This window comes from Burkholderia sp. BCC0398 (genome assembly GCF_902833245.1).
GTDB classification, from domain to species: Bacteria; Pseudomonadota; Gammaproteobacteria; order Burkholderiales; family Burkholderiaceae; genus Burkholderia; species Burkholderia sola.
On the sequence record NZ_CADFEM010000025.1, the window covers coordinates 23,469 to 45,927 of the forward strand.

General features: G+C 69.4%; 19 protein-coding genes. 6 read left to right on the top strand and 13 right to left on the bottom strand.

Translation table 11 applies throughout. The features are described 5' to 3' along the window. Window positions 1-26 precede the first annotated feature (26 nt). The gene (locus HWX76_RS34440) at window positions 27-1,592 is read right to left on the bottom strand and encodes a sugar ABC transporter ATP-binding protein (RefSeq protein ID WP_176017020.1); all 1,566 of its coding nucleotides are present in this window, start codon (window positions 1,590-1,592) and stop codon (window positions 27-29) included. 68 nt (window positions 1,593-1,660) lie between these two features. Beyond that, window positions 1,661-2,587, bottom strand: coding sequence for a sugar ABC transporter substrate-binding protein (locus HWX76_RS34445; protein WP_050017638.1), 927 nt, complete (start codon window positions 2,585-2,587; stop codon window positions 1,661-1,663). A 316-nt stretch (window positions 2,588-2,903) separates the two neighbouring features. Between HWX76_RS34445 and iolC the strand changes: the two genes are divergently transcribed. The 5 genes from iolC (at window position 2,904) to HWX76_RS34470 (ending at window position 9,279) form a co-directional block, all read left to right on the top strand. Continuing rightward, complete coding sequence (iolC, locus tag HWX76_RS34450) at window positions 2,904-4,859, top strand: 5-dehydro-2-deoxygluconokinase (protein WP_176017021.1); 1,956 nt, start codon at window positions 2,904-2,906, stop codon at window positions 4,857-4,859. Between the two features lie 46 nt (window positions 4,860-4,905). Continuing rightward, entirely contained in the window at window positions 4,906-6,789 is a 1,884-nt protein-coding gene (gene iolD / locus HWX76_RS34455; RefSeq protein WP_176017022.1) for a 3D-(3,5/4)-trihydroxycyclohexane-1,2-dione acylhydrolase (decyclizing), read from the top strand. Between the two features lie 60 nt (window positions 6,790-6,849). Next, on the top strand, window positions 6,850-7,779 hold the full coding sequence (iolE, locus tag HWX76_RS34460; RefSeq protein ID WP_050017585.1) for a myo-inosose-2 dehydratase: 930 nt from the start codon (window positions 6,850-6,852) through the stop codon (window positions 7,777-7,779). Between the two features lie 56 nt (window positions 7,780-7,835). Continuing rightward, window positions 7,836-8,654, top strand: coding sequence for a 5-deoxy-glucuronate isomerase (iolB, locus tag HWX76_RS34465; protein WP_124639951.1), 819 nt, complete (start codon window positions 7,836-7,838; stop codon window positions 8,652-8,654). Window positions 8,655-8,784: 130 nt separating this feature from the next. Beyond that, window positions 8,785-9,279, top strand: coding sequence for a heme-degrading domain-containing protein (locus HWX76_RS34470; protein WP_124631704.1), 495 nt, complete (start codon window positions 8,785-8,787; stop codon window positions 9,277-9,279). Window positions 9,280-9,333: 54 nt separating this feature from the next. On the opposite strand, the gene HWX76_RS34475 is transcribed toward HWX76_RS34470, so the two are convergent. The 10 genes from HWX76_RS34475 to HWX76_RS34520 all read right to left on the bottom strand — a co-directional run bounded on the left by HWX76_RS34475 (window position 9,334) and on the right by HWX76_RS34520 (window position 18,344). After that, the gene (locus HWX76_RS34475; protein ID WP_176017023.1) at window positions 9,334-9,741 is read right to left on the bottom strand and encodes a YbgC/FadM family acyl-CoA thioesterase; all 408 of its coding nucleotides are present in this window, start codon (window positions 9,739-9,741) and stop codon (window positions 9,334-9,336) included. 53 nt (window positions 9,742-9,794) lie between these two features. Then, a complete protein-coding gene (locus HWX76_RS34480; RefSeq protein ID WP_089488362.1) occupies window positions 9,795-11,021 on the bottom strand; it encodes a beta-ketoacyl synthase N-terminal-like domain-containing protein in 1,227 nt (408 codons plus the stop codon). 270 nt (window positions 11,022-11,291) lie between these two features. After that, window positions 11,292-12,038 (bottom strand): glucose 1-dehydrogenase, encoded by a 747-nt coding sequence (locus HWX76_RS34485; RefSeq protein WP_050017591.1) that lies wholly within the window; start codon window positions 12,036-12,038, stop codon window positions 11,292-11,294. Between the two features lie 166 nt (window positions 12,039-12,204). Next, window positions 12,205-12,909 carry an ABC transporter ATP-binding protein gene (locus HWX76_RS34490; protein WP_124557287.1) on the bottom strand — a complete coding sequence of 235 codons (705 nt, stop codon included), beginning with the start codon at window positions 12,907-12,909 and terminating at the stop codon, window positions 12,205-12,207. Continuing rightward, entirely contained in the window at window positions 12,906-13,658 is a 753-nt protein-coding gene (locus tag HWX76_RS34495) for an ABC transporter ATP-binding protein (RefSeq protein WP_050017593.1), read from the bottom strand. The genes HWX76_RS34490 and HWX76_RS34495 overlap by 4 nt, the downstream gene beginning before the upstream one ends. Beyond that, window positions 13,655-14,884, bottom strand: a complete 1,230-nt coding sequence (locus HWX76_RS34500; RefSeq protein ID WP_176017024.1) for a branched-chain amino acid ABC transporter permease — start codon at window positions 14,882-14,884, stop codon at window positions 13,655-13,657. The genes HWX76_RS34495 and HWX76_RS34500 overlap by 4 nt, the downstream gene beginning before the upstream one ends. Next, entirely contained in the window at window positions 14,877-15,812 is a 936-nt protein-coding gene (locus HWX76_RS34505) for a branched-chain amino acid ABC transporter permease (protein WP_089488359.1), read from the bottom strand. Before HWX76_RS34505 ends, HWX76_RS34500 begins: the two co-directional genes overlap by 8 nt. Window positions 15,813-15,821: 9 nt before the next feature. Then, window positions 15,822-16,259, bottom strand: a complete 438-nt coding sequence (locus HWX76_RS34510) for a thioesterase family protein (protein WP_027787751.1) — start codon at window positions 16,257-16,259, stop codon at window positions 15,822-15,824. Between the two features lie 157 nt (window positions 16,260-16,416). Continuing rightward, a complete protein-coding gene (locus HWX76_RS34515) occupies window positions 16,417-16,953 on the bottom strand; it encodes an NUDIX domain-containing protein (protein ID WP_050017597.1) in 537 nt (178 codons plus the stop codon). A 122-nt stretch (window positions 16,954-17,075) separates the two neighbouring features. Next, a complete protein-coding gene (locus tag HWX76_RS34520) occupies window positions 17,076-18,344 on the bottom strand; it encodes a YbfB/YjiJ family MFS transporter (protein ID WP_089488358.1) in 1,269 nt (422 codons plus the stop codon). 125 nt (window positions 18,345-18,469) lie between these two features. On the opposite strand from HWX76_RS34520, the gene HWX76_RS34525 reads away from it, so the two are divergent. Then, a complete protein-coding gene (locus HWX76_RS34525) occupies window positions 18,470-19,384 on the top strand; it encodes a LysR family transcriptional regulator (protein ID WP_124595255.1) in 915 nt (304 codons plus the stop codon). A 149-nt stretch (window positions 19,385-19,533) separates the two neighbouring features. On the opposite strand, the gene alaS is transcribed toward HWX76_RS34525, so the two are convergent. Then, complete coding sequence (gene alaS, locus HWX76_RS34530; RefSeq protein WP_089488356.1) at window positions 19,534-22,158, bottom strand: alanine--tRNA ligase; 2,625 nt, start codon at window positions 22,156-22,158, stop codon at window positions 19,534-19,536. Window positions 22,159-22,459: the final 301 nt, after the last annotated feature.

Consider the following 22,459-nt stretch of genomic DNA (forward strand, 5'->3'; position numbering starts at 1 on the left):
TTCAGTGTCTCCAATCTTGTTTCGGCTCAGCGCGACGCGAGATCCATGATGCGGACCTGGTCGGCGTCCTTGCGATCGACGATGCCGGTCATGCGCCCTTCGTGCATCACCATCACGCGATCGCTCATCCCCAGCACTTCCGGCATTTCCGACGAGATCATCAGCACCGCGACGCCCTTGCCGGCGAGCGCGCTGACGAGCCGGTGGATCTCGGCCTTCGCGCCGACGTCGATGCCGCGCGTCGGTTCGTCGAGGATCAGGATGCGCGGTTGCGTGAGCAACCATCGACCGATCAGCACCTTCTGCTGGTTGCCGCCCGACAGGTTCTGGATTTCCTCGTGCAGCCCGGGCGACTTCACGCGCAGCATCCGGCTCATTTCCTCGCAGTCGCGCTTCAGTTGCGCGTGCTGCACGAAGTTGAACTTCACGTAGCGACGGCTGAGCACCGCCGCTTCCATGTTCGCGAGCAGGTCGAGATTCAGGAAGCAGCCGGAATCCTTGCGGTCCTCGGTGAGGAACGCCATCCCGTGCTTCATCGCCTGCGCGGGCGTCGCGATCCGCACCGGCTTGCCGTCGATGCGGATCTCGCCCGACGTGGCCGGCACGACGCCGAACAGCGCCTCCGCGACGTTCGAGCGCCCCGAGCCGACGAGGCCCGCGACGCCGAGAATCTCGCCCGCGCGCAGCTCGAAGCTCACGTCGCGGAACACGCCGTCGACGCAGAGATCCTTCACCGACAGCACGACGTCGCCGATCGGCACCTCTTCCTTCGGGAACATCTGCGTGATCTCGCGCCCGACCATCATGCGGATGATGTCGTCGCGCGTGACGTCGGTCGACGCATGCGTGCCGATGTACTTGCCGTCGCGGAACACCGAGAACTCGTCGGCGATCTCGAACAGCTCGTTCATCTTGTGCGTGATGTAGACGATGCCCTTGCCCTGCTCGCGGAGCTGGCGAATGATCCGGAACAGGTGCGTGACTTCCTTGTCGGTCAGCGCGGAGGTCGGCTCGTCCATGATCAGCACGTCCGAGTCGAACGACACGGCCTTCGCGATCTCGACCATCTGCCGGCTCGCGACCGTCAGCGTGCGCACGTCGGTCTCCGGATCGATGTCGATCGACAGCCGCTCGAACAGCGCGGCCGTGCGGCGGCGCAGCGCCGCGTGATCGATCAGGCCGAAGCGGTTCTTCGGTTCGCGGCGAATCCAGATGTTCTCCGCGACCGTCATGTACGGCATCAGGTTGAGTTCCTGATGGATCATCGCGATCCCGCGGTCGAGCGCATCGAGCGGGCCGTTCAGCACGACCGGTTCGCCGTTGATCAGGATTTCGCCCTGGTCGGGCGTGTAGACGCCCGCGATGATCTTCATCAGCGTGGACTTGCCGGCGCCGTTCTCGCCCATCAGCGCATGCACGGTGCCGCGGCGCACGCGGAACTGCACGCCGTCGAGCGCGACGACGCCGGGAAAGGACTTGCCGACGCCGCGCACCTCGAGCACGCAGTCGGCCGTGGGCGCACCGGGCGTGGCGGACGAAGCGGCCGGTGCGCTTTCGCTGGCCGTCGAGCGCGCGATCCTGGCTGTAAACATGGACGTACCTCGAAAATCGCGCGCGAACCCGGCCGCGCCGGGCCCGCGCAGTTCAGCGGAAAAACCGGTCAGTGCTTCGCGTACTGGTTCATGTTCTCCGGCGTCACGAGTTCGAACGGCACGTTCACGTAGCGATCGACCGGCTGCTTCTTCGCGAGCTTGAGCGCCGCGGCTACCGCCTGCGCGCCCTGCCCGGTCGCGTTCTGGTAGACCGATACCTTCAGCTCGCCGGCCTTCATCGCCGCGAGCCCGTCCGGCGTCGCGTCGATGCCGGCGACGACCGTCTTCGGCGTCAGCTTGCGTGCGGCCTTCAGCGCGTTGATCGCGCCGATCGCCATTTCGTCGTTGTTCGAGATGATCGCGTCGAACTTGGTGCCGGAGCTCAGCCAGTTCATCGTGATGTCCTGGCCCTGCGTGCGGCTCCACTTGCCTTCGCGCTTGTCGACGATCTTCATGCCCGCGCAATCCTTCGTCGCGATCACGTCCTCGATGTCCTTGGTGCGGGCGCGCGCCGATTCGTTGGACAGCTCGCCCATCAGCACCAGCAGGTCGCCCTTGCCGCCGAGCAGCTTGCACACCTGGCGCGCCTGCAGCGTGCCCGACTGCTTTTCGTCGGACGCGACGACCGCGACGCCGGCCGGCAGCTTGTCGAAATCGACCGGCTTGCGGTTCACGTAGACGAGCGGGATCTTCGCGGCGGTCACCATCTTCGTGATCTTCGGCGTCGCGTCGGTATCGACCGCGTTCACGATGATCGCGTCGACCTTCTGCGCGATCATGTTCTGGACCTGGCTCAACTGCTTGCCGACGTCGTTGCCGCCGTCCTCGATCTGCACCGTCGCGCCGTCCTTCTTCGCCGAATCGGCGATGCTGTTGCGCAGGATGGTCAGGAATGTGTCGTCGAACGATGCCATCGTCACGCCGATCTTCTCGGCATGCGCGAGCGGCGCAGCCAGGATCGCGGCGGCCGCGACGGCCATCAGCTTGGTCTTCATGATCAATCTGTCTCCTCATCTCCGGGGGGCGGAAGACGGCGCGTTGCGCGCCGCCGGGCCGAGTCCGATCGGGTCCGATCGGGACTGAAGCATCCGGATGAAACTGTAGATCACTTCCTCGACAATTTGGAAATTTATTTCTACGTGATTTCACCTAGGGAACTGGATTTCCAAAAAGTCTAGACTCCGTTCCGTAGCCCGAATCCCGGCGACAGGCCGCCTCGCGTCGTGCAGCACCTGCCGCGACAGCCGCCGCCGGTTCGGTCCCCTAATCCGCCGGCAGCGCCGAACGCCGGCCGCGAGCGTGACACGTGATATGAGCCTGCTGAACTTTCCGAGTGACCGCCCCATCGATCTCGCCTGCCTCGGCCGCGTGGCCGTGGATCTCTATGCGCAGCAGTACGGCAGCCGCCTCGAGGACGCGCGCAGCTTCCAGATGTATCTCGGCGGCTCGTCCGGCAACGTCGCGTTCGGCGTCGCGCGGCTCGGGCTGAAGACCGCGATGATTTCGCGCGTCGGCGACGAGCAGATGGGCCGCTTCCTGCGCGAGACGCTCGAGCGCGAAGGCTGCGACACGAGCCAGTTGCAGACCGACCGCGAGCGCCTCACCGCGCTGGTGCTGCTCGGGCTGAAGGATCGCGATACGTTCCCGCTGCTGTTCGTGCGCGAGAACTGCGCGGACATGGCCGTGCGCGCCGACGAGATCAGCGAGGACTTCATCGCCGGTTGCCGCGCGCTGGCGATCACCGGCACGCATCTGTCGACGCCGGGCACGCGCGAGGCGTCGCTGACCGCGTTGACGTATGCGCGCCGCCACGGCGCCGTGCGGATCCTCGACATCGACTACCGGCCGGTGCTGTGGGGGCTGACCGCGCGCGGCGCCGGCGAAAACCGCTACGTGCCCGACGCGCAGGTGACACGGCAGCTGCAGCAGGTGCTCGGCGAATTCGACCTGCTGGTCGGCACCGAGGAGGAATTCCTGATCGCGGGCGGTGTGCCGGATGATTTGATCGCGTCGTTGCAGGCGGTGCGCGCGATCACGAACGCGACGCTGGTCGTCAAGCGCGGCGCGCTCGGCTGCTGCGTGATCGAAGGCGATGTTTCCGCGCGCATCGACGATGCGCCGACCTTTCTCGGCGAGCGCGTCGACGTGCTCAATGTACTCGGCGCGGGCGACGCGTTCCTGTCGGGGCTGCTGTCCGGGCTGCTGCGCGGGCGCGACTGGGCCGAATCGACGCGCATCGCGAACGCGTGCGGCGCGATCGTCGTGTCGCGCCACGCGTGCTCGGCCGCGATGCCGACGCCGGCCGAACTCGCGCACTGGTTCGACGGCAGCCGCAATCCGCAGGTCGACGCCGACCGCACGCTCGCGCACCTGCATCGCGTGACGGTGCCGCGCCGCGAATGGGACGATCTCTGCGTGATGGCGTTCGACCATCGCAGCCAGTTCTACGAGCTCGCGGTGCAGGCCGGCGCCGACGAAGCGCGGATCAAGACGCTGAAGCGCCTGCTCGTGCGCGCGGTCGAACAAGTCGAGCGCGATCGCGGGATCGCCGGCCACGTCGGCGTGCTGATCGACGGCGGTGCGTACGGCAGCGACGCGCTCGCGTCGGCCACCGGGCGCGGCTGGTGGGTCGGCCGTCCGGTCGAACTGCCGGGCTCGCGGCCGCTGCGGTTCGACGACACGCGTTCGGTCGGCTCGTCGCTCACGCACTGGCCGACCGAACAGGTCGTGAAGTGCCTCGTCCACTATCACCCCGACGACCACGTCGACCTGCGCGTCGAACAGGAGCAGCGCGTGCTGGAGCTGTGGGAAGCCACGCGCGCGAGCGGCAATGAGCTGCTGCTGGAAATGATTCCGCCGCGCGCGGTCACGCCGGCCGGCACCGAGGACGACGCGGTGCTGCGCACGGTCGCGCGCTTCTACAACCTCGGCGTGAAACCCGAATGGTGGAAGCTCACGCCGCTCACCGCCGACGGCTGGGCGCGGCTCGCCGCGCTGATCGCCGAGCGCGACCCGTACTGCCGCGGCGCGGTGATCCTCGGGCTGAACCAGCCGCTGCAATACCTCGTCGACAGCTTCCGCTCGGCGACCAACCCGATCGTCAAGGGCTTCATGGTCGGGCGCACGCTGTGGGCCGATGCGTCGCTGAAATGGTTCGCGGGCCGGATCGACGACCAGGCGCTGATCGACGAAGTGGCCGGCAACTTCGCGCAACTGGTCGACGCGTGGCTGGGCCGCCGGGCCGCCGCGCGCGCCGCCGCGGCCTGATGCCCGTGTTCGTGACGACCACCCGACCTCTCTCTATCGACCGACGATGACCACCACCGTAAGACTGACCGTCAGCCAGGCGCTCGTGCGCTACCTGGCCGCCCTGCGCGCCGAAGTCGTCCAGCCCGACGGCCGGACCGAGATCCTGCCGTACTGCGGCGGCGTGTTCGCGATCTTCGGCCACGGCAACGTGGCCGGGCTCGGCGAGGCGCTGCATGCGGAGAAGGACCGGCTGCCGACGTTTCGCGCGCACAACGAGCAAGGGATGGCCAACGCGGCCGTCGCGTTCGCGAAAGCGCATTTCCGCCAGCGGATGATGGCCGCGACGTCGAGCATCGGCCCCGGCGCGACCAACATGCTGACCTCGGCCGCGCTCGCGCACGTCGGCCGCTTGCCGCTGCTGTTGCTGCCCGGCGACGTGTTCGTGTCGCGGCTGCCCGACCCGGTGCTGCAGCAGGTCGAGGATTTCGAACAGGGCGACGTCAGCGCGAACGACTGCTTCCGGCCCGTCACGCGCTACTTCGACCGCATCACGTCGCCCGAGCAATTGCTCGTCGCGCTGCCGCGCGCGATCCAGGTGATGACCGATCCCGCGCAGTGCGGGCCCGTGTGCCTCGCGCTGCCGCAGGACGTGCAGACCTTCGCGTACGACTGGCCCGAGGATTTCTTCGCGCCGCCGGTGATCCGGATGCGCCGGCCGCCGGCCGACGCACTCGAGCTCGCCGATGCGCTCGACGTGCTGAAGGCCGCGAAGAAGCCGCTGATCGTCGCGGGCGGCGGCGTGCTGTACAGCCAGGCGTGGGATGCGCTGCGCACGTTCGCCGACTCGCACGGCGTGCCGGTCGCCGAATCGCAAGCCGGCAAGGGCAGCCTTGCGTGGGACCACCCGCTGAACCTCGGCTCGATCGGCGTGACGGGCTCGCCCGCCGCGAACCGCGCGGCCGCGCAGGCCGACGTCGTGTTCGCGGTCGGCACGCGGCTGCAGGATTTCACGACCGGTTCGCACGCGCTCTACGGCGACGCGACGCTGCTGAGCCTGAACGTGCAGCCGTTCGACGCGGGCAAGAAACGCGGCCGGCAACTGGTGGCCGATGCGCGCACGGGCCTCGGCCAGCTGTCGGCCGCGCTGGCCGGCTGGCGCGCCGACCCGGCGTGGACCGCCGCGAACCGCGACCAGGCCGCCGCATGGAACGCGCGCGTGACGGACCTGACCACACGGATTCCGAAGGACACGCTGCCGTACGACGCGGAAGTGATCGGCGCGGTGCGCGACTCCGCGGCCGACGCGGGACGCGACAGCGCGCGCGACGATCTCGTCGTCTGCGCGGCCGGCACGCTGCCGGCCGAGTTGCACAAGCTGTGGCGCAGCGGCGTGCCGGGCAACTATCACATGGATTATGCGTATTCGTGCATGGGCTACGAGGTCGCGGGCGGCCTCGGCGCGAAGCTCGCGCGGCCCGAGCGCGAAGTGATCGTGATCGTCGGCGACGGCTCGTACATGATGCTCAACGCGGAACTCGCGACGTCCGTGATGCTCGGCCGCAAGCTCATCGTCGTGATCCTCGACAACCGCGGCTACGGCTGCATCGAGCGGCTGCAACTCAATTGCGGCGGCGCGAGCTTCAACAACATGCTCGACGACTGCGTGCCCGAAGGCGGCGAACGCTCGACGATCGACTTCGCGATGCATGCGCGCGCGATGGGCGCCGAAGCCGTGCACGTGCGCGACATCGGCGAGCTGCGCCACGAAATGAAGCGCGCGCGGGCGGCGACGACGAGCCAGGTGCTCGTGATCGACACCACGCACCAGCGCACGACCGACGACGGCGGCGCGTGGTGGGAAGTCGCGGTGCCGCAGGTGTCCGAACGCGCCGGCGTCGAAGCGGCGCACCGCGCGTATCTCGACGCGAAGACCCGCCAGCGGCGCTGATCCGCGCCCCTTTCCATCGGCCGCGCCGACACAACAACATTCGAACCCAGGAAACCCGTCATGAGCTGGAACGTCCGCATCGGTATCAATCCCCTGTCGTGGATGAACGACGACCTGCCGTCGCTCGGCGGCGAGACGCCGCTCGAGACGGCGCTGAAGGAAGGCGCCGAAATCGGCTATGCGGGCTTCGAGCTCGGCAACAAGTTTCCGAAGACGGGCCCCGAACTGAAGGCGAAGCTCGCCGAATTCGGGCTCGTGTGCGTGTCGGGCTGGTATTCGGGCTTCCTCGCGGAAGTCGCGCCGGGCATGACCGATGCCGATGCGGTCGCGGCGGAAATCGAGCGCTGCCGCGCGCATATGACGAAGCTGCAGTACAACGACGTGAAGGTCGTCGTGTACGGCGAATGCGCGGGCACGATCCAGGGCAACATCGACACGCCGGTCGCGAAGCGGCCGCGTTTCGTCGACGATGCAGCGTGGCGGCGCTATGCGGCGCGTCTCGACGCGTTCGGCGCGCACCTGCTCGACACGTACGGCATCAAGCTTGCGTACCATCACCACATGGGCGCGTACGTCGAGTCGCCGGACGACGTCGACCGGCTGATGGCGCTGACCGATCCCGCGAAGGTGTTCCTGCTGTTCGACACCGGCCACGCGTATTTCGGCGGCGCGGCCGACCCGGTGGCGCTGCTGCAGAAGCACGTGTCGCGCGTCGCGCACGTGCATTGCAAGGACGTGCGGCCGCAGGTCGTCAGCAAGGCACGCAACGACGGCTGGAGCTTTTTGAACGGCGTGATCAACGGCACCTTCACGGTGCCGGGCGACGGCGCGCTCGACTACGACGCGACGCTGCGCACGCTGAAGGACGCCGGCTACGAAGGCTGGCTCGTCGTCGAGGCCGAGCAGGACCCGGCCGTCGCGCCGAGCTATGCGTATGCGAAGAAGGGCTACGAATCGCTGCGCGCGATCGTCGACCGGTTGAGCGCGTGAGTTCGCGCGCAAGCGCCTGAGCGTTCGCGCCCTACCCTATTGCGGAGACTTATTTCATGACGATTTCTCCCCTGCTGGTCAAGGCATCCGCCGACCGCGAAATCTGCAACGTCACGCCCGAATCGGCCGGCTGGAAGCACGTCGGCTTTCGCGCGCTGCGCCTGAAGGCCGGCGACACCGAAACGCTCGACACCGACACGCGCGAATTGTGCGTGGTCGTGCTGACGGGCACGGTGCGCGCCAAAGTCGACGGCGAGACGTACGACGCGCTCGGCAAGCGCGACAGCGTGTTCGAGGACGTGTCGCCGGACGCGCTGTACGTGCCGGGCGGCAAGACCGTCACGCTGGTCGCGACGCGCGATGCGGAAGTCGCGCTGTGCACCGCGCCGTACGCGAGCGGCGACAAGCGGGTTCAGCGCCTCGACGGCGAACGGATGCGCCGCTCGGTGCGCGGGCAAGGCACCAACACGCGCTACGTATGCGACATCCTGATGGGCGACAACCCGGCCGCCGACCGGCTGCTCGTCGTCGAAGTCGTCACGCCGGCCAGCCATTCGAGCAGCTATCCGCCGCACAAGCACGACCGCGACGCGGCGCCCGACGAGACGTCGCTCGAGGAAACCTATTACCACCGGATCGATCCGCCGCAGGGCTTCGCGTTCCAGCGCGTATACACCGACGACCGCAGCCTCGACGAGGCGTGCGCGGTCGAGAACCACGACGTCGTGATGGTGCCGCGCGGCTATCACCCGGTCGTCGCACCGCACGGCTACAACCTGTACTACCTGAACGTGATGGCGGGCCCGAGCCGCGCGTGGGCGTTCAGGAACGATCCCGCGCACGAGTGGATGCTCGACGCGGCGCCGAAACGTTGAAGCGCTGAAACGCTGAAACGTCGACGTGCCGAAACGCCGAAGCACTGAACGAAAGACGGGCCCGCGCGCGGCCCGTGACGATGCGACGCCCGGCACGCGCGTACAGCGCCGGCAACGCGACGGAGCCGCCATGGTGACGCCCCCCTTTCGCCTCGAACCCCACGCCTTCGACGACGATGCGTCGAACCCGGCGCTGCCGCACTTCAATGCAGCCGTCGCACGCCGCATCGGAGAAATCGCGGTCAACCTCGCGTCGCGCCGCGGGCTGCCGATCGCGGTCGGCATCGTCGGCGGGCAAGCGCCGCTGTTCTACTGCGCGCTCGACGGCAGCGGCGCGCACGACAGCGAGGCGATCCGCCGCCGGCAGAACACGGTGCTGCGGTTCGGCCAGAGTTCGCTCGCGGTCGGCGCGTGCTTTCGGCGTGCCGGCTGGTCGCTGCGCTCGCACGGCCTGTCGGACGACGACTACGCGCTCGACGGCGGCGGCGTGCCGCTGCGGATTGCCGGCGCCGGCATCGTCGGCGCGATGACGATCGCGGGGCTCGGCTCCGAAGCCAATCACGCGCTCGTCGTCGAATGCCTGCGGTGGCACGTCGGCGCGAATGCGCTGGCGATGAGCGCGTAGCGGCCGCTCGCGGCCGGCGGTCGACGGGTCGCGCAGCGCCACGGCATGCGTCTTTCATTCGACGCGAAACGCAAACGGAATCCGAACCGGCCGCAGCGTGTCGAGATTCACGCCGGCGAGCCCCGTTCGCCCTTTTGCCAGCAGCGTATCGTCGCGATAGACCTCCTGCTGGAACGCGATACGCACACGCGTGAGCTCGGTCAGCGTCGTGCGGATCGTCAGCGGTTCGTCGTGACGCGCCGGCGACAGGAACGCCGTCTCGATGCGGCAGACGATGAGCCCGGTTCGCAGTTCGGCCATCATGTGCGCGAGATCGATACCGTTGGCGCGATACCATTCCATCCTGGCCTGATCGAACCAGCGCAGGTAGTTCGCGTGATAGACGACGCCGCCGAGATCGACATCGACGAACGGCACGCGCAACGAAAAATGATGGCTGCGATGGCTGGGAGCAACATGCATGTCGACACCTCCGGGAGAAATCGGCAGTTCAGGGAAACGCATGCGGCGGCGCGCTATTGCATCTGCGCGCGATAGGCGTTCGTCATGACGAGCGTCGCATTGACCCCGCCGAAACCGAAACTGTTCGTCATCACGGTCGTCAGTTTCCGCTGCGTGGTCGCCGTGACGATGTCGAAGCCGCACGCGCCGTCGTCGAGCTGCCCGATGTTCATGCTCGGCGCAATGAATCCGTCGTTCATCATCAGCACCGCATAGATGAATTCGTGCACACCGGCCGCACCCTGCGCGTGGCCGGTCGTCGACTTGGTCGACGACACCGGCGGCGCGGCCTCGCCGAACACGTTCCGGATCGCGCGTAATTCGCGGATATCGCCGACGGGCGTGGACGTGCCGTGTGTGTTCAGATAGTCGATCGGCAAATCGATACCGCGCAATGCGAGCCTCATGCTGCGCTCGGCGCCTTCGCCGGACGGCACGACCATGTCGATACCGTCGGTCGTCGTGCCGTAGCCGATCACTTCCGCATAGACGGGCGCGCCGCGCTCGATTGCATGATTCATTTCCTCGACCACGACGATCCCTGCGCCGCCTGAAATCACGAAGCCGTCGCGGTCCGCATCGTAGGGGCGCGACGCGCGCACCGGCGTATCGTTGAAGCGGGTCGACAGCGCGCCGATTGCATCGTACTGGCACGCGACTTCCCACCCCAGTTCTTCGGCGCCGCCGGCGAACACGATGTCCTGCGTGCCGGCCCTGATCAATTCGACGGCATGGCCGATGCACTGTGCCGATGCGGCGCACGCACCGCAGATTGCGTAGCTCACGCCGCGCACGCCGAACGCGACGGCAAGGCACGCGGCATGGACGGACGGCATCGAATGCACGATGTCGTACGCGCCGACGCCGCGCAACCCACGCGTGCGCATCGCATCGACCGCATGGACGTAACCGAGCGACACCCCGCACGCGTTGCCGACGATCACGCCGGCGCGCTCGTTCGACACGAGGCGCGAGGGCAGCCGCGCGTCGTCGATCGCTTGTTGCATGCATGCGAATGCTTGCAGCGCGGCAGGGGTCATCCATCGGAGATGCCGGCGATCGACGCGATCCGGCGCGGGCGCCTCGACGGGCGCCCAGACGTGGCTGCGCAGTCCCGCGTCCCTGAATGATTCGGAAAACACGATGGCGCTGCGGCCCGCGCGCAGCGCGTCGCGCACGGTCGGGACATCGCTGCCGATGCTGGACGCAATGCCGATCCCCGTGATGACCGCACGTCTCATGTCCCGCTTCCCCGAAAACGAACCATGCCGGCGTCGGCCGCATGTCGAGCGCCGCACCGCCGATGTTCGCTCGACCGGCCAGCGACGTGCGCCGTTTGCATCCGGCCGCAAACCGTTCAAACCTGCCGGATCACTTCAGAGGAATTAAATATCGAAATTCGCGTTTTCGCAAACCCGACCGAGCTGCGCTGCGGGGATGCCACGACGGCGGGGCCTGCGACGCGGTGATCGCGGGGCACGTTGCCTCGCGCAGGCCCCACTCATGCCGACTCAGCGCAGCCCGCCGCTCGCGACGAGGCGCTCGCCGGTCAGCCAGCGTGCATCGTCCGATGCGAGGAACACGGCGACCGACGCGATGTCGTTAGGCTCGCCGAGGCGGCCGAGCGGCGTCTGGCCGAGCACTTGCGCTTCGAGATCGGAACCGATGATGCCCGCGCTGTGCGTGCCTTCGGTCACGACCATCCCCGGGTTGATCGCGTTCACGCGGATCTTGCGCGGAGCGAGCTCGAGCGCGAGCACGCCGGTGATCGCGTCGACCGCGCCCTTCGTGCCGCTGTACACGGCGCTGGCCGGCGGCGTGATGCTGGTCACGACCGAGCTGATGTTGATGATGCTCGCGCCTTCGCCGAGATGCTTGGCGGCCGCCTGCGTGGTCAGCAGCACGCCAAACACGTTCGTGTCGAACTGCCGGCGGTAGTGTTCTTCGGTGATCGCTTCGATCGGCGCGAATTCGTACACGCCGGAGTTGTTGACGAGCACGTCGAGACGGCCGTACGTGTCGACCGCGGTATCGATGATGCGCTGCGCATCGGCGGCCTTCGACACGTCGCCGCCGACCGCGACCGCGCGGCCGCCCGCTTCGGTGATCGCGCTCACGACCGCATCCGCGCCCGCCTTGCTGCTCGCGTAGTTGACGACGACCGCTGCGCCCTCGTCGGCCAGTGCCTTCGCGATCGCCGCGCCGATGCCCTTCGAGGCGCCCGTGACGACCGCTACCTTGCCTGCCAGCTTGCTCATGATTTCATTCCTCAGTCAGAAGACCTTCGATGGATGGCGCCGGTTGCCGCGACGATGTTGCCGCGGCAATCGGCCTGACTGGAAATTTACGTTGCGGCACCGCAGCGATAAAGCGGCTCGACGCGAATTGACTGGCGGAGTTTGCCGAACAATCGACCGGGCGTGGTCAGCCGGCGCTCAGCCACGCGTCGGCCACCTCGCCGTGCAGCCCGTCGAGCCCGCCGTCGTAGACGATCCTTCCCCGCCCCATGACCGCGACGCGCCGCGCGAGCCGCGGCGCGAGCTGCAGCCGCTGCTCGATCAGCGCGATCGCGACGCCGTCGGCCTGCAGCGCGGCGAGACACGCGCCGACTTCGTCGACCGCGAGCGGCGCGAGCCCCTCGGCCGGTTCGTCGACGATCAGCACGCGCGGGCCGCCGGCGAGTGCGCGCACCAGCGCGAGCACCTGCTGCTCCCCGCCCGACAGCCGCCCGGCTTTCACGTCCGCGCGCGCGGCCAGCAGCGGAAAACGGTCGAACAGGCGGTCGAGCGCCGCCCGTTCGGCTGCGCCGCTCACGCCGCGCAAACCGAGTCGCAGGTTGTCGCGCACGGTCAGCAGCGGGAACACGTCGCGGCTTTCGGCCACGTAAGCGACGCCGCGCCGCGCGATCTCGAACGTGCGCGCCCCCGCGCATTCGGCGCCGGCGATGCGCACCGAGCCGGCCGTGCGCACGAGCCCCATCACGGCCTTCGCGAGCGTCGAGCGCCCGGAGCCGTTGCGGCCGAGCAGCGCGAGCGTCTCGCCCGGCGCGAGCGCGAGATCGACGCCATCGAGTACGGGCTGCATCCCGTACCACGCGCGCAGCCCGCGAATGTCGAGCACCGCGCTCATGCCGCACCCTCGCCCAGATACGCGGCACGCACGCGCGGATCGGCGCGGATCGCGTCGGGCGCGCCGGTCGCGACCACCGTGCCGCGCACGAGCACCGTGATGCGTTCGGCGAAACCGAACACCGCGTCCATGTCGTGCTCGATCATCAGGACCGTGCGGCCCTGCGTCGTCGCGCGGATCAACGCGATCATCCGCGCGGCCTGCGCGCGGCTCATGCCGGCCGTCGGCTCGTCGAGCAGCAGCGTCCGCGCGCCGCTCGCGAGCGCAATGCCGAGATCGAGCGCGCGCTGCTCCGCATAGCCGAGTTCGCCGGCCGGCGTGTCGCGCCGCGCGTCGAGGCCGATGTCGTGCAGCACGCGCGCGGCCGCGAGATCGACCGACGCGGAGTCGCGCAGCCGGTTCCACCAGCGCCGCCGTTCGGCCGGCGCATGCAGCGCCGCGCAGCGCAGGTTGTCGAATACGCTCAGGCGCGCGAACGCGCTCGTCTGCTGGAAACTGCGGCCGATGCCGAGGCGGCTCGCGACGACCGGCCCGCGCCCGCGCAGCGCGACGCCGTGCAGCATGACGCGCCCGCGCGTCGGCCGCGTCGCCCCGGCGATCACGCCGAACAGCGTCGACTTGCCCGCGCCGTTCGGCCCGATCAGCGCGTGGCGCTCGCCGGCTGCGATGCGCAGATCGACACCGTCGAGCACGGTCTGCGCACCGAAGCGCTGCACGATGCCGTGCAGCGCGATCGCGTTGCCGTTCATCGCGCGTCCTCCCGCGTGGCGGCCGCCGCGCCGTGCCCGAGCCGCGCGCGCCAGCCCCACAGCAGGATGCCGATGCCGGCCGCCGAACCCGCGACGGCCCAGCCGATCGGCGTATCGGCGTCGATGCCCCATGCGCCGAACGCGACGCCCGTGCCGTCGTCCCGCGCGAAGCGCCACGCATAGCCGAGCTCGGCCGCGCAGACGATCGCGACGCCCCAGAACGCACACGCGCCGATGGCGCACAGCAGCCGCCACCGCTCGGTCGCCGGGGCCTCGCGCCGCAGCGCATGCGCGAATGCCTGCGCGATGCCCGCGATCCCGCCCGGCGCGGCGACGACGATCGCGACGAACAGCACGCCGAGATACAGCGCCCACGCGCGCGACACGCCCGCGACGACGATGCTCAGCGCGGTCAGCACGGCCGCGCCGGCCGCCGGCCCGAAGAATGCGCCGGTGCCGCCGATCACCGCGGCGATCAGCACGGTCGCCGAGCGCGCCATCGATACGCTGTCGGGCGTCGCGATCTCGACGTCGATCAGCGTCAGCGTGCCGGCGACGCCGGCGAAAAACGATGCGCAGGCGACCATCGCGAGCCGCACGCGGCGCGGATCGGTGCCGAGCGCCGCGACGCGCGCCGGATTGTCGCGCACCGCGTTCGCGAGCCGCGCGAGCGGCGTGCGGCTCAGCGCATGCATCGCCCATGCCGACACGACGCACCACGCGGCGATCAGCGCATACGCGTGCGCCGGCGCGCCGAAATGCGCGTTGCCCCACGGCGCGCCGCTCGCGCGGTCGATCGGCACGCCGCCGATCCCGCCGAACCACGCGGGCACGCTCCATGCAGCCGCCGCGACGCATTCGCCGAGCCCGAGCGTGATCATCGCGAACGCGGTACCGGAACGGCGCGTCGCCAGCAGCCCGGCGACGCACCCGAAGCCCGCGCCGGCCACGCCGCCGACGAGCGGCAACAGCGGCAGCGGGCCGCCGACGTGATTGAACCAGTGCGCGGCCGCGAACGCGCCGAAGCCCGCGAACGCCGCATGCCCGAACGACAGCAGCCCGGTCGTGCCGAGCTGCAGGTTGTACGACAGCGCGAGCACGACGAGCGCGGCCGTCTGCGCCAGATAGCCGAGCACCGCGCCGTGCGGCCACAGCCACGCGGGCAGCGCGAAGCAGGCGGCGAACAGCGCCCAGCGCACGCATCCGGCGAGTGCGCGGCTACGCATCGACACGCTCGCCGAACAACCCGCGCGGCCGCGCGAACAGCACCGCGACGAGCAGCAGGTACGGCACCAGCGGCGCCAGTTGCGCGATCGACACCGCGGCCACGCTGTCGGGCAGCGCGATACCCGTCCATTGCGCGAGATCGCGCAGCGACGTGTCGCTCGCGGCCGCGAAGGTCTGCGCGAAGCCGACCGCGAGCGACGCGACGAATGCGCCGCCGAGCGAACCCAGGCCACCGATCACGACGACCGCGAACACGACCGACCCGACGGTCTCGGCCAGCGCGGGCTCGATCACCGCAAGCGGCGCGCCGATCACGCCGGCCAGCGCCGCGAGCGCGGTGCCCGCACCGAACAGCGCCGTCATCACGCGCGGCACGTCGTAGCCGAGCGCCTCGACCGCCGCACGATGCGTGAGCGCCGCGCGCACGACGAGCCCGATGCGCGACGCACGCAGCAGCACGCCGAGCGCGACCAGCATCGTCGCGGACATCGCCATCATGAACAGCCGGTAACGCGGCAACGCAAGACCGAACACGGTCGCGGGCGCGCCGTCGAACAGCGGCGGCACGGGCGCCGGCAGCGGCGCGAGACCCCACACGAGTTTCGCGCCCTCGCCGATCAGGTACGCGAGCCCGAAGGTCAGCAGCAGTTCGCTCGTATGGCCGCGTGCCTGCACGCGGCGCAGCAGCACACGTTCGCAGCCGGCGCCGAGCAGCCCGACCGCGAGCGGCGCGAGCACGAGCGCGGGCCCGAAGCCCGCATGAGCCGCGATGCTGTAGCCGACGTACGCACCGAGCATGTAGAAGCTCGCATGCGCGAAGTTGAGCACGCCCTGCACGCTGAAGATCAGCGTGAGGCCGGCCGACAGCATGAACAGCAGCAAGCCATAGCTGAGGCCGTTGAAGGCCTGGAGCGCGAACGCGTGCACCGCGTCGCGTCAGGCGGCGAGCGGTTCGAGCGCGGCGCGCAGCGCGTCGGGCAGCGGCACCGGGCGGCGCGTGCCGCGATCGACGTACACGTGCACGAAATGCCCCTGCGCGGCGGGCGACGCGTCGCCTTGCGCGAACAGCCCGACTTCGTAGCGCACGCTCGACGTGCCGAGCTTCACGACGCGCAGCCCCGCGTCGACCGATTGCGGGAACACGAGCGGCGCGAAGTAGTTGCACTGCGTCTCGACGACGAGCCCGATCGTCTGCCCGTGCTCGACGTCGAGCACGCCCGCGCGGATCAGGTACTCGTTCACCACGGTATCGAAGTAGCTGTAGTAGACGACGTTGTTCACGTGCCCGTAGACGTCGTTGTCCATCCAGCGGGTCGTGATCGGCAGAAAGTGGCGATAGGCGTCGCGCGGACGCGGCTGCGGCTTGTCGGACATGGCGATGGCGCTCAGGACGAGGGAGGCGAAGGGAACGAAAGAGACGATCGGGACGACGCGCGGCGGCCGCATGAAGCGACGCGCCAGCCAGCAGCGAAGCACCGCGCCGCGATCGCGCGCGGCACGGCGGACGACACCCTGCGGGCAGGCAGGCCCGTCACTGCCCCGGCCGGTCGACGAATTCGAAATCGAGGCCGCGCGCGCGCATCCAGTCGGCGAGCGCGATGCCCGTGCCGGCGCGCCACGGGCGCAGCAGCGGCGGATCGACGAGCTTGTATTCGAGCAGTTCCGGCGACAGCGACACCGTGCCCGACGCCCGCACGTGGTACGCGATGATCAGCTCGTTCTTGCGGATGAATTCGTACACGCCGACGAGCGATACGTGCTCGGCCTTCAGCGCGGTTTCCTCGAACACCTCGCGCGCGATGCCGTCCTCGGGCGTCTCGCCGTTTTCGAGGAAGCCGGTGATCAGCGCGAACATCCCTTCGGGCCACGCGGCGTTGCGCGCGAGCAGGATCTTGCCGTCGAGTTCGACGATCGCGGCGACGACCGGCAGCGGGTTGTTCCAGTGCACGTAGCCGCAGGTGTCGTCGGGACAGGCCTGGCGGATGCGGCCGCCCTCATGGTCGGGATCGGCACGCTCGGTCAGCGGGTTCGCGCAGCGCGGGCAAAAGCGGTAGTCGGCGGTGGTCATCGATGGGGATCTGGCGAGCGCCCGGCCTCGGCCTGAAGGCCGCGTCGCGCGTCCGCTCGGCGCGGAAAAGGCTTCATTCTAGCGAGTTTGCCCGCGCCCGAGACGATCCGGCCCCACCGGCATCAGGGCGACCCGCGCCCGCGTGCGGCGGTCGCCGCGAAGCCGGCGGCGCCGATCAGCAGCGCCGCCGCCGCGACCCACAGCGCCGGCGTAAACGACCCGAAGCGCACGGCCAGCGGCGCCGCGACGAGCGGCCCGAGGATCTGCCCGACGCCGTACGATGCGGTCGCATAGCCCATCAGTCCGGCCGCACGCTCGCCGTGCAGGCGCCGCGCCTCGCGCATCGCGAACAGCGTGATCGCGGTAAACGGCAACCCGAGCAGCGCGCTGCCGATCGAGAAGCCGGCCGCGTTCGGCCACACGATTCCGGCCGCGATACCGAGCGCCTGCGTCGCGCAGCCGGCCGCCAGCAGCAGCCGGTTGTCCCAGTGCCCGGGCAGCCGCGCGGCGGTGATCGCGCCGACGATCAGCGCCGCACCGAACATCGGCCAGAACAAGTCGGGCCACGGCGAGCCGGCCGGCAGCGCGGCGCGCGCGATCACCGGCAGGAACGTCGCGGTGATGATGTAGCCGAAGCCCGGTGCGCCGTACAGCGCGACGAGCCACGCGGCGTCCGCGCGGCGGCTTCGCGTGCCGGCCCGTGCTGCCGGGGACGCCGACGCGCTCGTGACCGTATGCGGCGCGGCGGCCGGTGGCGTCGCCTGCGTGTGCGCCGGTGTCGGAGCCGGCGCCGCACCGAACGTGCGCCAGATCGCGACTGACAGCACGGCCGACAACGCCGCGAAACCGAGCCAGCCCACCGCCGCGTGTCGGCCGGCCAGCGCGCTGCCGATCAGCCCCGTCACCACGATGCCGACGCCCGGCCCCGCATAGATCACCCCGCTCCATTCGGGCGCATGCAGCTCGGCCAGCCGCCGCAGCCCCCATTGCGACACGAACACGAACGTCCATGCGCTGACGACGCCCGCGACGAAACGCACGACGAGCCACACCGGCAGCGCGTGACCGACGCCCATCGCGGCGGTCAGCAGCACGGTCGCCGCGAGCCCGAAGCGCACCATCCGCGCCGGCGCGACGCGCAGCGCCGCGCAACTGACCGCGCCGGCGAAGTACCCCGCATAGTTCGCCGATGCGAGCCAGCTGCCGGCTTTCAGACCGATCGAGCCGTCCGCGAGCATCAGCGGCAACAGCGGTGTGAACGCGAAACGGCCGACGCCGAGCACGACGGCCAGGCCGACCATGCAGGCGAGCGCGGCCGCGCGGGCACGGCGGTCGGCCTGGTCGGACGAAAGGCCGCGGGCGGCGGCGGTCAGGGCATCGAAGCGGGACATGGCGGCAAAGGCCGGCGCTGCGCGCACGCCGGCCGGATCGGAAATCGGAATGGGTTCATCCTAGCTTGACCGACCGTTCTCAAAAAATGAATAATTAAGAATCAACCCATCCTTCGGAGAGAATCATGGACCTGGCGGCGCTGGCGATCTTCCGGGCGGTCGTGCGCGAGAACGGCGTGACGCGCGCGGCGGCCAAGCTCAATCGCGTGCAGTCGAACGTCACGACGCGCATCAAGCAGCTCGAGGAAGAACTCGGCGCGGCGCTGTTCGTGCGCGACGGCCGCCGGCTCGTGCTGACGCCGGCCGGGCATACGCTGCTGCCGTATGCGGAGCGCCTGCTCGCGCTCGCCGACGAGGCGCGCGACGCGGTGCGCGAGGACACGCCGCGCGGCCGGCTGCGGCTCGGCACGATGGAAAGCACGGCCGCGAGCCGCCTGCCGGCCCTCCTCGCGCGCTACCACCATGCGTGGCCGGACGTGTCGCTCGAACTGCTGACGGGCACGACGGGCTGCCTGATCGACCGCGTACGCGACTTCGAGATCGACGCCGCGCTGTTCGCGCGCCCGCCCGAGCCGGACGCGCTGCCCGACACGTTCGAGACGGTGCCGATCTTTCGCGAGGATCTCGTGCTGCTCACGCCGCGCGGCCATCCGCCGGTACGCACGCCGCGCGACGTGATCCTGCCGACGCTGATCGCGTTCGAGCGTGGCTGCGCCTATCGCAAGTACGTCGAGCAGTGGTATGCGGCGCACGGCGTGAAGCCCGCGCGCGTGCTCGAACTCGGCTCGTATCACGCGATCGTCGCGTGCGTCGCGGCCGGCGCGGGCGTCGCGGTCGCGCCGCGCTCGGTGCTCGATCTGCAGCCTGAAACCGGCAACGTCGCCGCGCACACGATTCCCGAACTCGCGGGCATCGACACGCTGCTCGGGTGGCGGCGCGGTTATGCGTCGGCGGCGCTCGCAGCATTGCGCGATGCGCTCACCGAAGCCACGCCTCAGCCTGACGACGCGGCGAAGCCGGCCGCGACCGTGCCGGCCTGACCTGGATTCGCGCGCCGCCGTGGCGATCGACGCGCACAGCCTGCACGGCCCGCACAAACAAAACGACCCGACCGGCATCTGCCGATCGGGTCGTTTTTCGATTCACGCGATGCTGTCAGTGCGACGGCATCGCATCGGTCGTGCAACGATCAGAGCCGTTCTTCGACCCAGCCCTTCACGCCGGCCAGCGCGCCCGGCAGGTTCGCCGGCTCGGTGCCGCCCGCCTGCGCCATGTCCGGACGACCGCCGCCCTTGCCACCGACCTGCTGCGCGACGAAGTTCACGAGCTCGCCGGCCTTGACCTTCTTGCTCGCGTCCGGCGTGACGCCCGCGATCAGGCTGACCTTGCCGCCTTCGACGGCCGCCAGCACGATCGCCGCGCGCTTCAGCTTGTCCTTCAGCTTGTCGACCGTTTCGCGCAGCGTCTTCGCGTCGGCGCCGTCGAGCGTCGCGGCCAGCACGTACACGCCGCCGACTTCGACGGCCTGCTGCGCGAGCTCGTCGCCCTGGCTCGACGCGAGCTTCGACTTCAGCGCGCCCAGCTCCTTCTCGAGCGATTTCACCTGCTCCTGCACCTGCGCGATGCGCTGCGTGAGTTCCGACGGCTGCGCCTTCAGCGCGGCCGCGGCTTCGTTCACGCGTGCGTCGAGCTCCTGCACGTAGCGCACCGCGTTGTCGCCGGTGATCGCCTCGACGCGGCGGATGCCGGCCGCGACGCCGCCTTCGACGACGATCTTGAACAGGCCGATGTCGCCGGTGCGGTGCACGTGCGTGCCGCCGCACAGTTCGCGCGAGAAGCCGAGATCGAGCACGCGCACTTCATCGCCGTACTTCTCGCCGAACAGCGCCATCGCGCCGCCCTTCACCGCTTCGTCGTACGGCATCACGCGCACGATGCCCGGCGCGTTCGCGAGGATTTCGTTGTTGACGATCTGCTCGACGCGACGGATTTCGTCGTCGGTCATCGGTGCGTTGTGCGCGAAGTCGAAACGGGTCTTTTCCGCGTCGACGAGCGAACCCTTCTGCTGCACGTGCGCGCCGAGCACCTCGCGCAGCGCCTTGTGCATCAGGTGGGTGGCCGAGTGGTTGCGCTGCGTGCGCGCGCGGCGATGCGCGTCGATTTCCGCGCGCAGCACGTCGCCCACCTTAAGCAGGCCCTGCTCCAGCGTGCCGTGATGGCCGATCACGTCGGCCTGCACCTTCAGCGTGTCGGCCACCGCGAAGCGCGTCGCGGCGTTCGCGAGCACGCCCTGGTCGCCGACCTGGCCGCCCGATTCCGCGTAGAACGGCGTGTGGTCGAGCACGACGACCGCATCCTGGCCAGCCTTCACTTCGTTGACGGCCGAGCCGTCGACGTACAGCGCGACGACCTTCGCGTCGTCGAACGCGATTTCCTCGTAACCGTGGAAGGTGGTCTTCGCGCCCGAGTATTCGAGGCCCTGCGTGGCCTTGAACTTGCCGGCCGCGCGCGCCTGCTCGCGCTGGCGCGCCATCGCGTCGTCGAAGGCCGGCTCGTCGACCGTCATCCCGCGCTCGCGGCACACGTCGGCCGTCAGGTCCAGCGGGAAGCCGTAGGTATCGTGCAGCTTGAACGCGAGCTCGCCGTCGAGCACCTTGCCGCCCTTCGCTTCGACATCCGCCAGCGCGGCTTCGAGGATCGACATCCCGTGCTCGATCGTCTCGAAGAAGCGCTCCTCTTCCTGGCGCAGCACGTCGGTCACGCGCTGCTCGGCTTCCTTCAGCTCCGGATAGGCGGTGCCCATCTCGGCGACGAGGTCGACCACCAGCTTGTGGAAGAACGCGCCCTTGCGGCCGAGCTTGTAGCCGTGGCGGATCGCGCGGCGCACGATCCGGCGCAGCACGTAGCCGCGGCCTTCGTTGCCGGGGATCACGCCGTCGACGATCAGGAACGAGCACGCGCGGATGTGATCGGCGATCACCTTCAGCGAGTTGTTCGTGAGGTCGCTGATCTCGGTCACGCGCGCGGCGGCCTTGATCAGGTTCTGGAACAGGTCGATCTCGTAGTTGCTGTGCACGTGCTGCAGCACCGCGGCGAGACGCTCGAGGCCCATGCCGGTGTCGACCGACTGCTTCGGCAGGCGCGTCATGTTGCCCTGCGCGTCGCGGTTGAACTGCATGAACACGAGGTTCCAGATCTCGATGTAGCGGTCGCCGTCTTCTTCAGGCGACCCCGGCGGGCCGCCCCACACGTCCGGGCCGTGGTCGTAGAAGATTTCGGTGCACGGGCCGCACGGGCCGGTGTCGCCCATCGTCCAGAAGTTGTCCGACGCGTAGCGCGCGCCCTTGTTGTCGCCGATCCGGATGATCCGCTCGGTCGGCACGCCGACTTCCTTCGCCCAGATGTCGTACGCCTCGTCGTCTTCCTGGTAGACGGTGACCCAAAGCTTGTCCTTCGGCAGTTGGTAGACCGTGGTCAGCAGTTCCCACGCGAACTTGATCGCGTCGTGCTTGAAGTAGTCGCCGAACGAGAAGTTGCCGAGCATCTCGAAGAACGTGTGGTGGCGCGCCGTGTAGCCGACGTTCTCGAGGTCGTTGTGCTTGCCGCCCGCGCGCACGCTGCGCTGCGCCGTCGTGGCGCGCGAGTACGGGCGCGGGTCCGTGCCGAGGAAGACGTCCTTGAACTGGACCATGCCCGAGTTCGTGAACATCAGCGTGGGGTCGTTACCGGGCACGAGGCTCGACGAGCGGACGATCGTGTGGCCCTTCGATTCGAAGAATTTGAGGAATTTCTCGCGGATTTCGGCAGCTTTCATGGCGTGCGGGGACAGTCTGGCAAAGACGGCTTCAAACGCCGGCGCCCCAAGGCGGGGCGCGCGGCGGCATGGATTTGGAAACGATCGATTATACGATACAGAACGCCCGCCCAAGCGGCAGCGGCCCGCTGCGACGGGCGACCGGCGTGGGCGACCGGCGTGGGCGACCGGCGTGGGCGACCGGCGTGGGCGACCGGCGTGGGCGACCGGCGTGGGCCACCCGCGCGGCCGATTCGCCTTAAGATGCTCGACATGCCAATCGGCCTTGCCGACAACGCAGGCCCGCCATGAAAGGAGACGA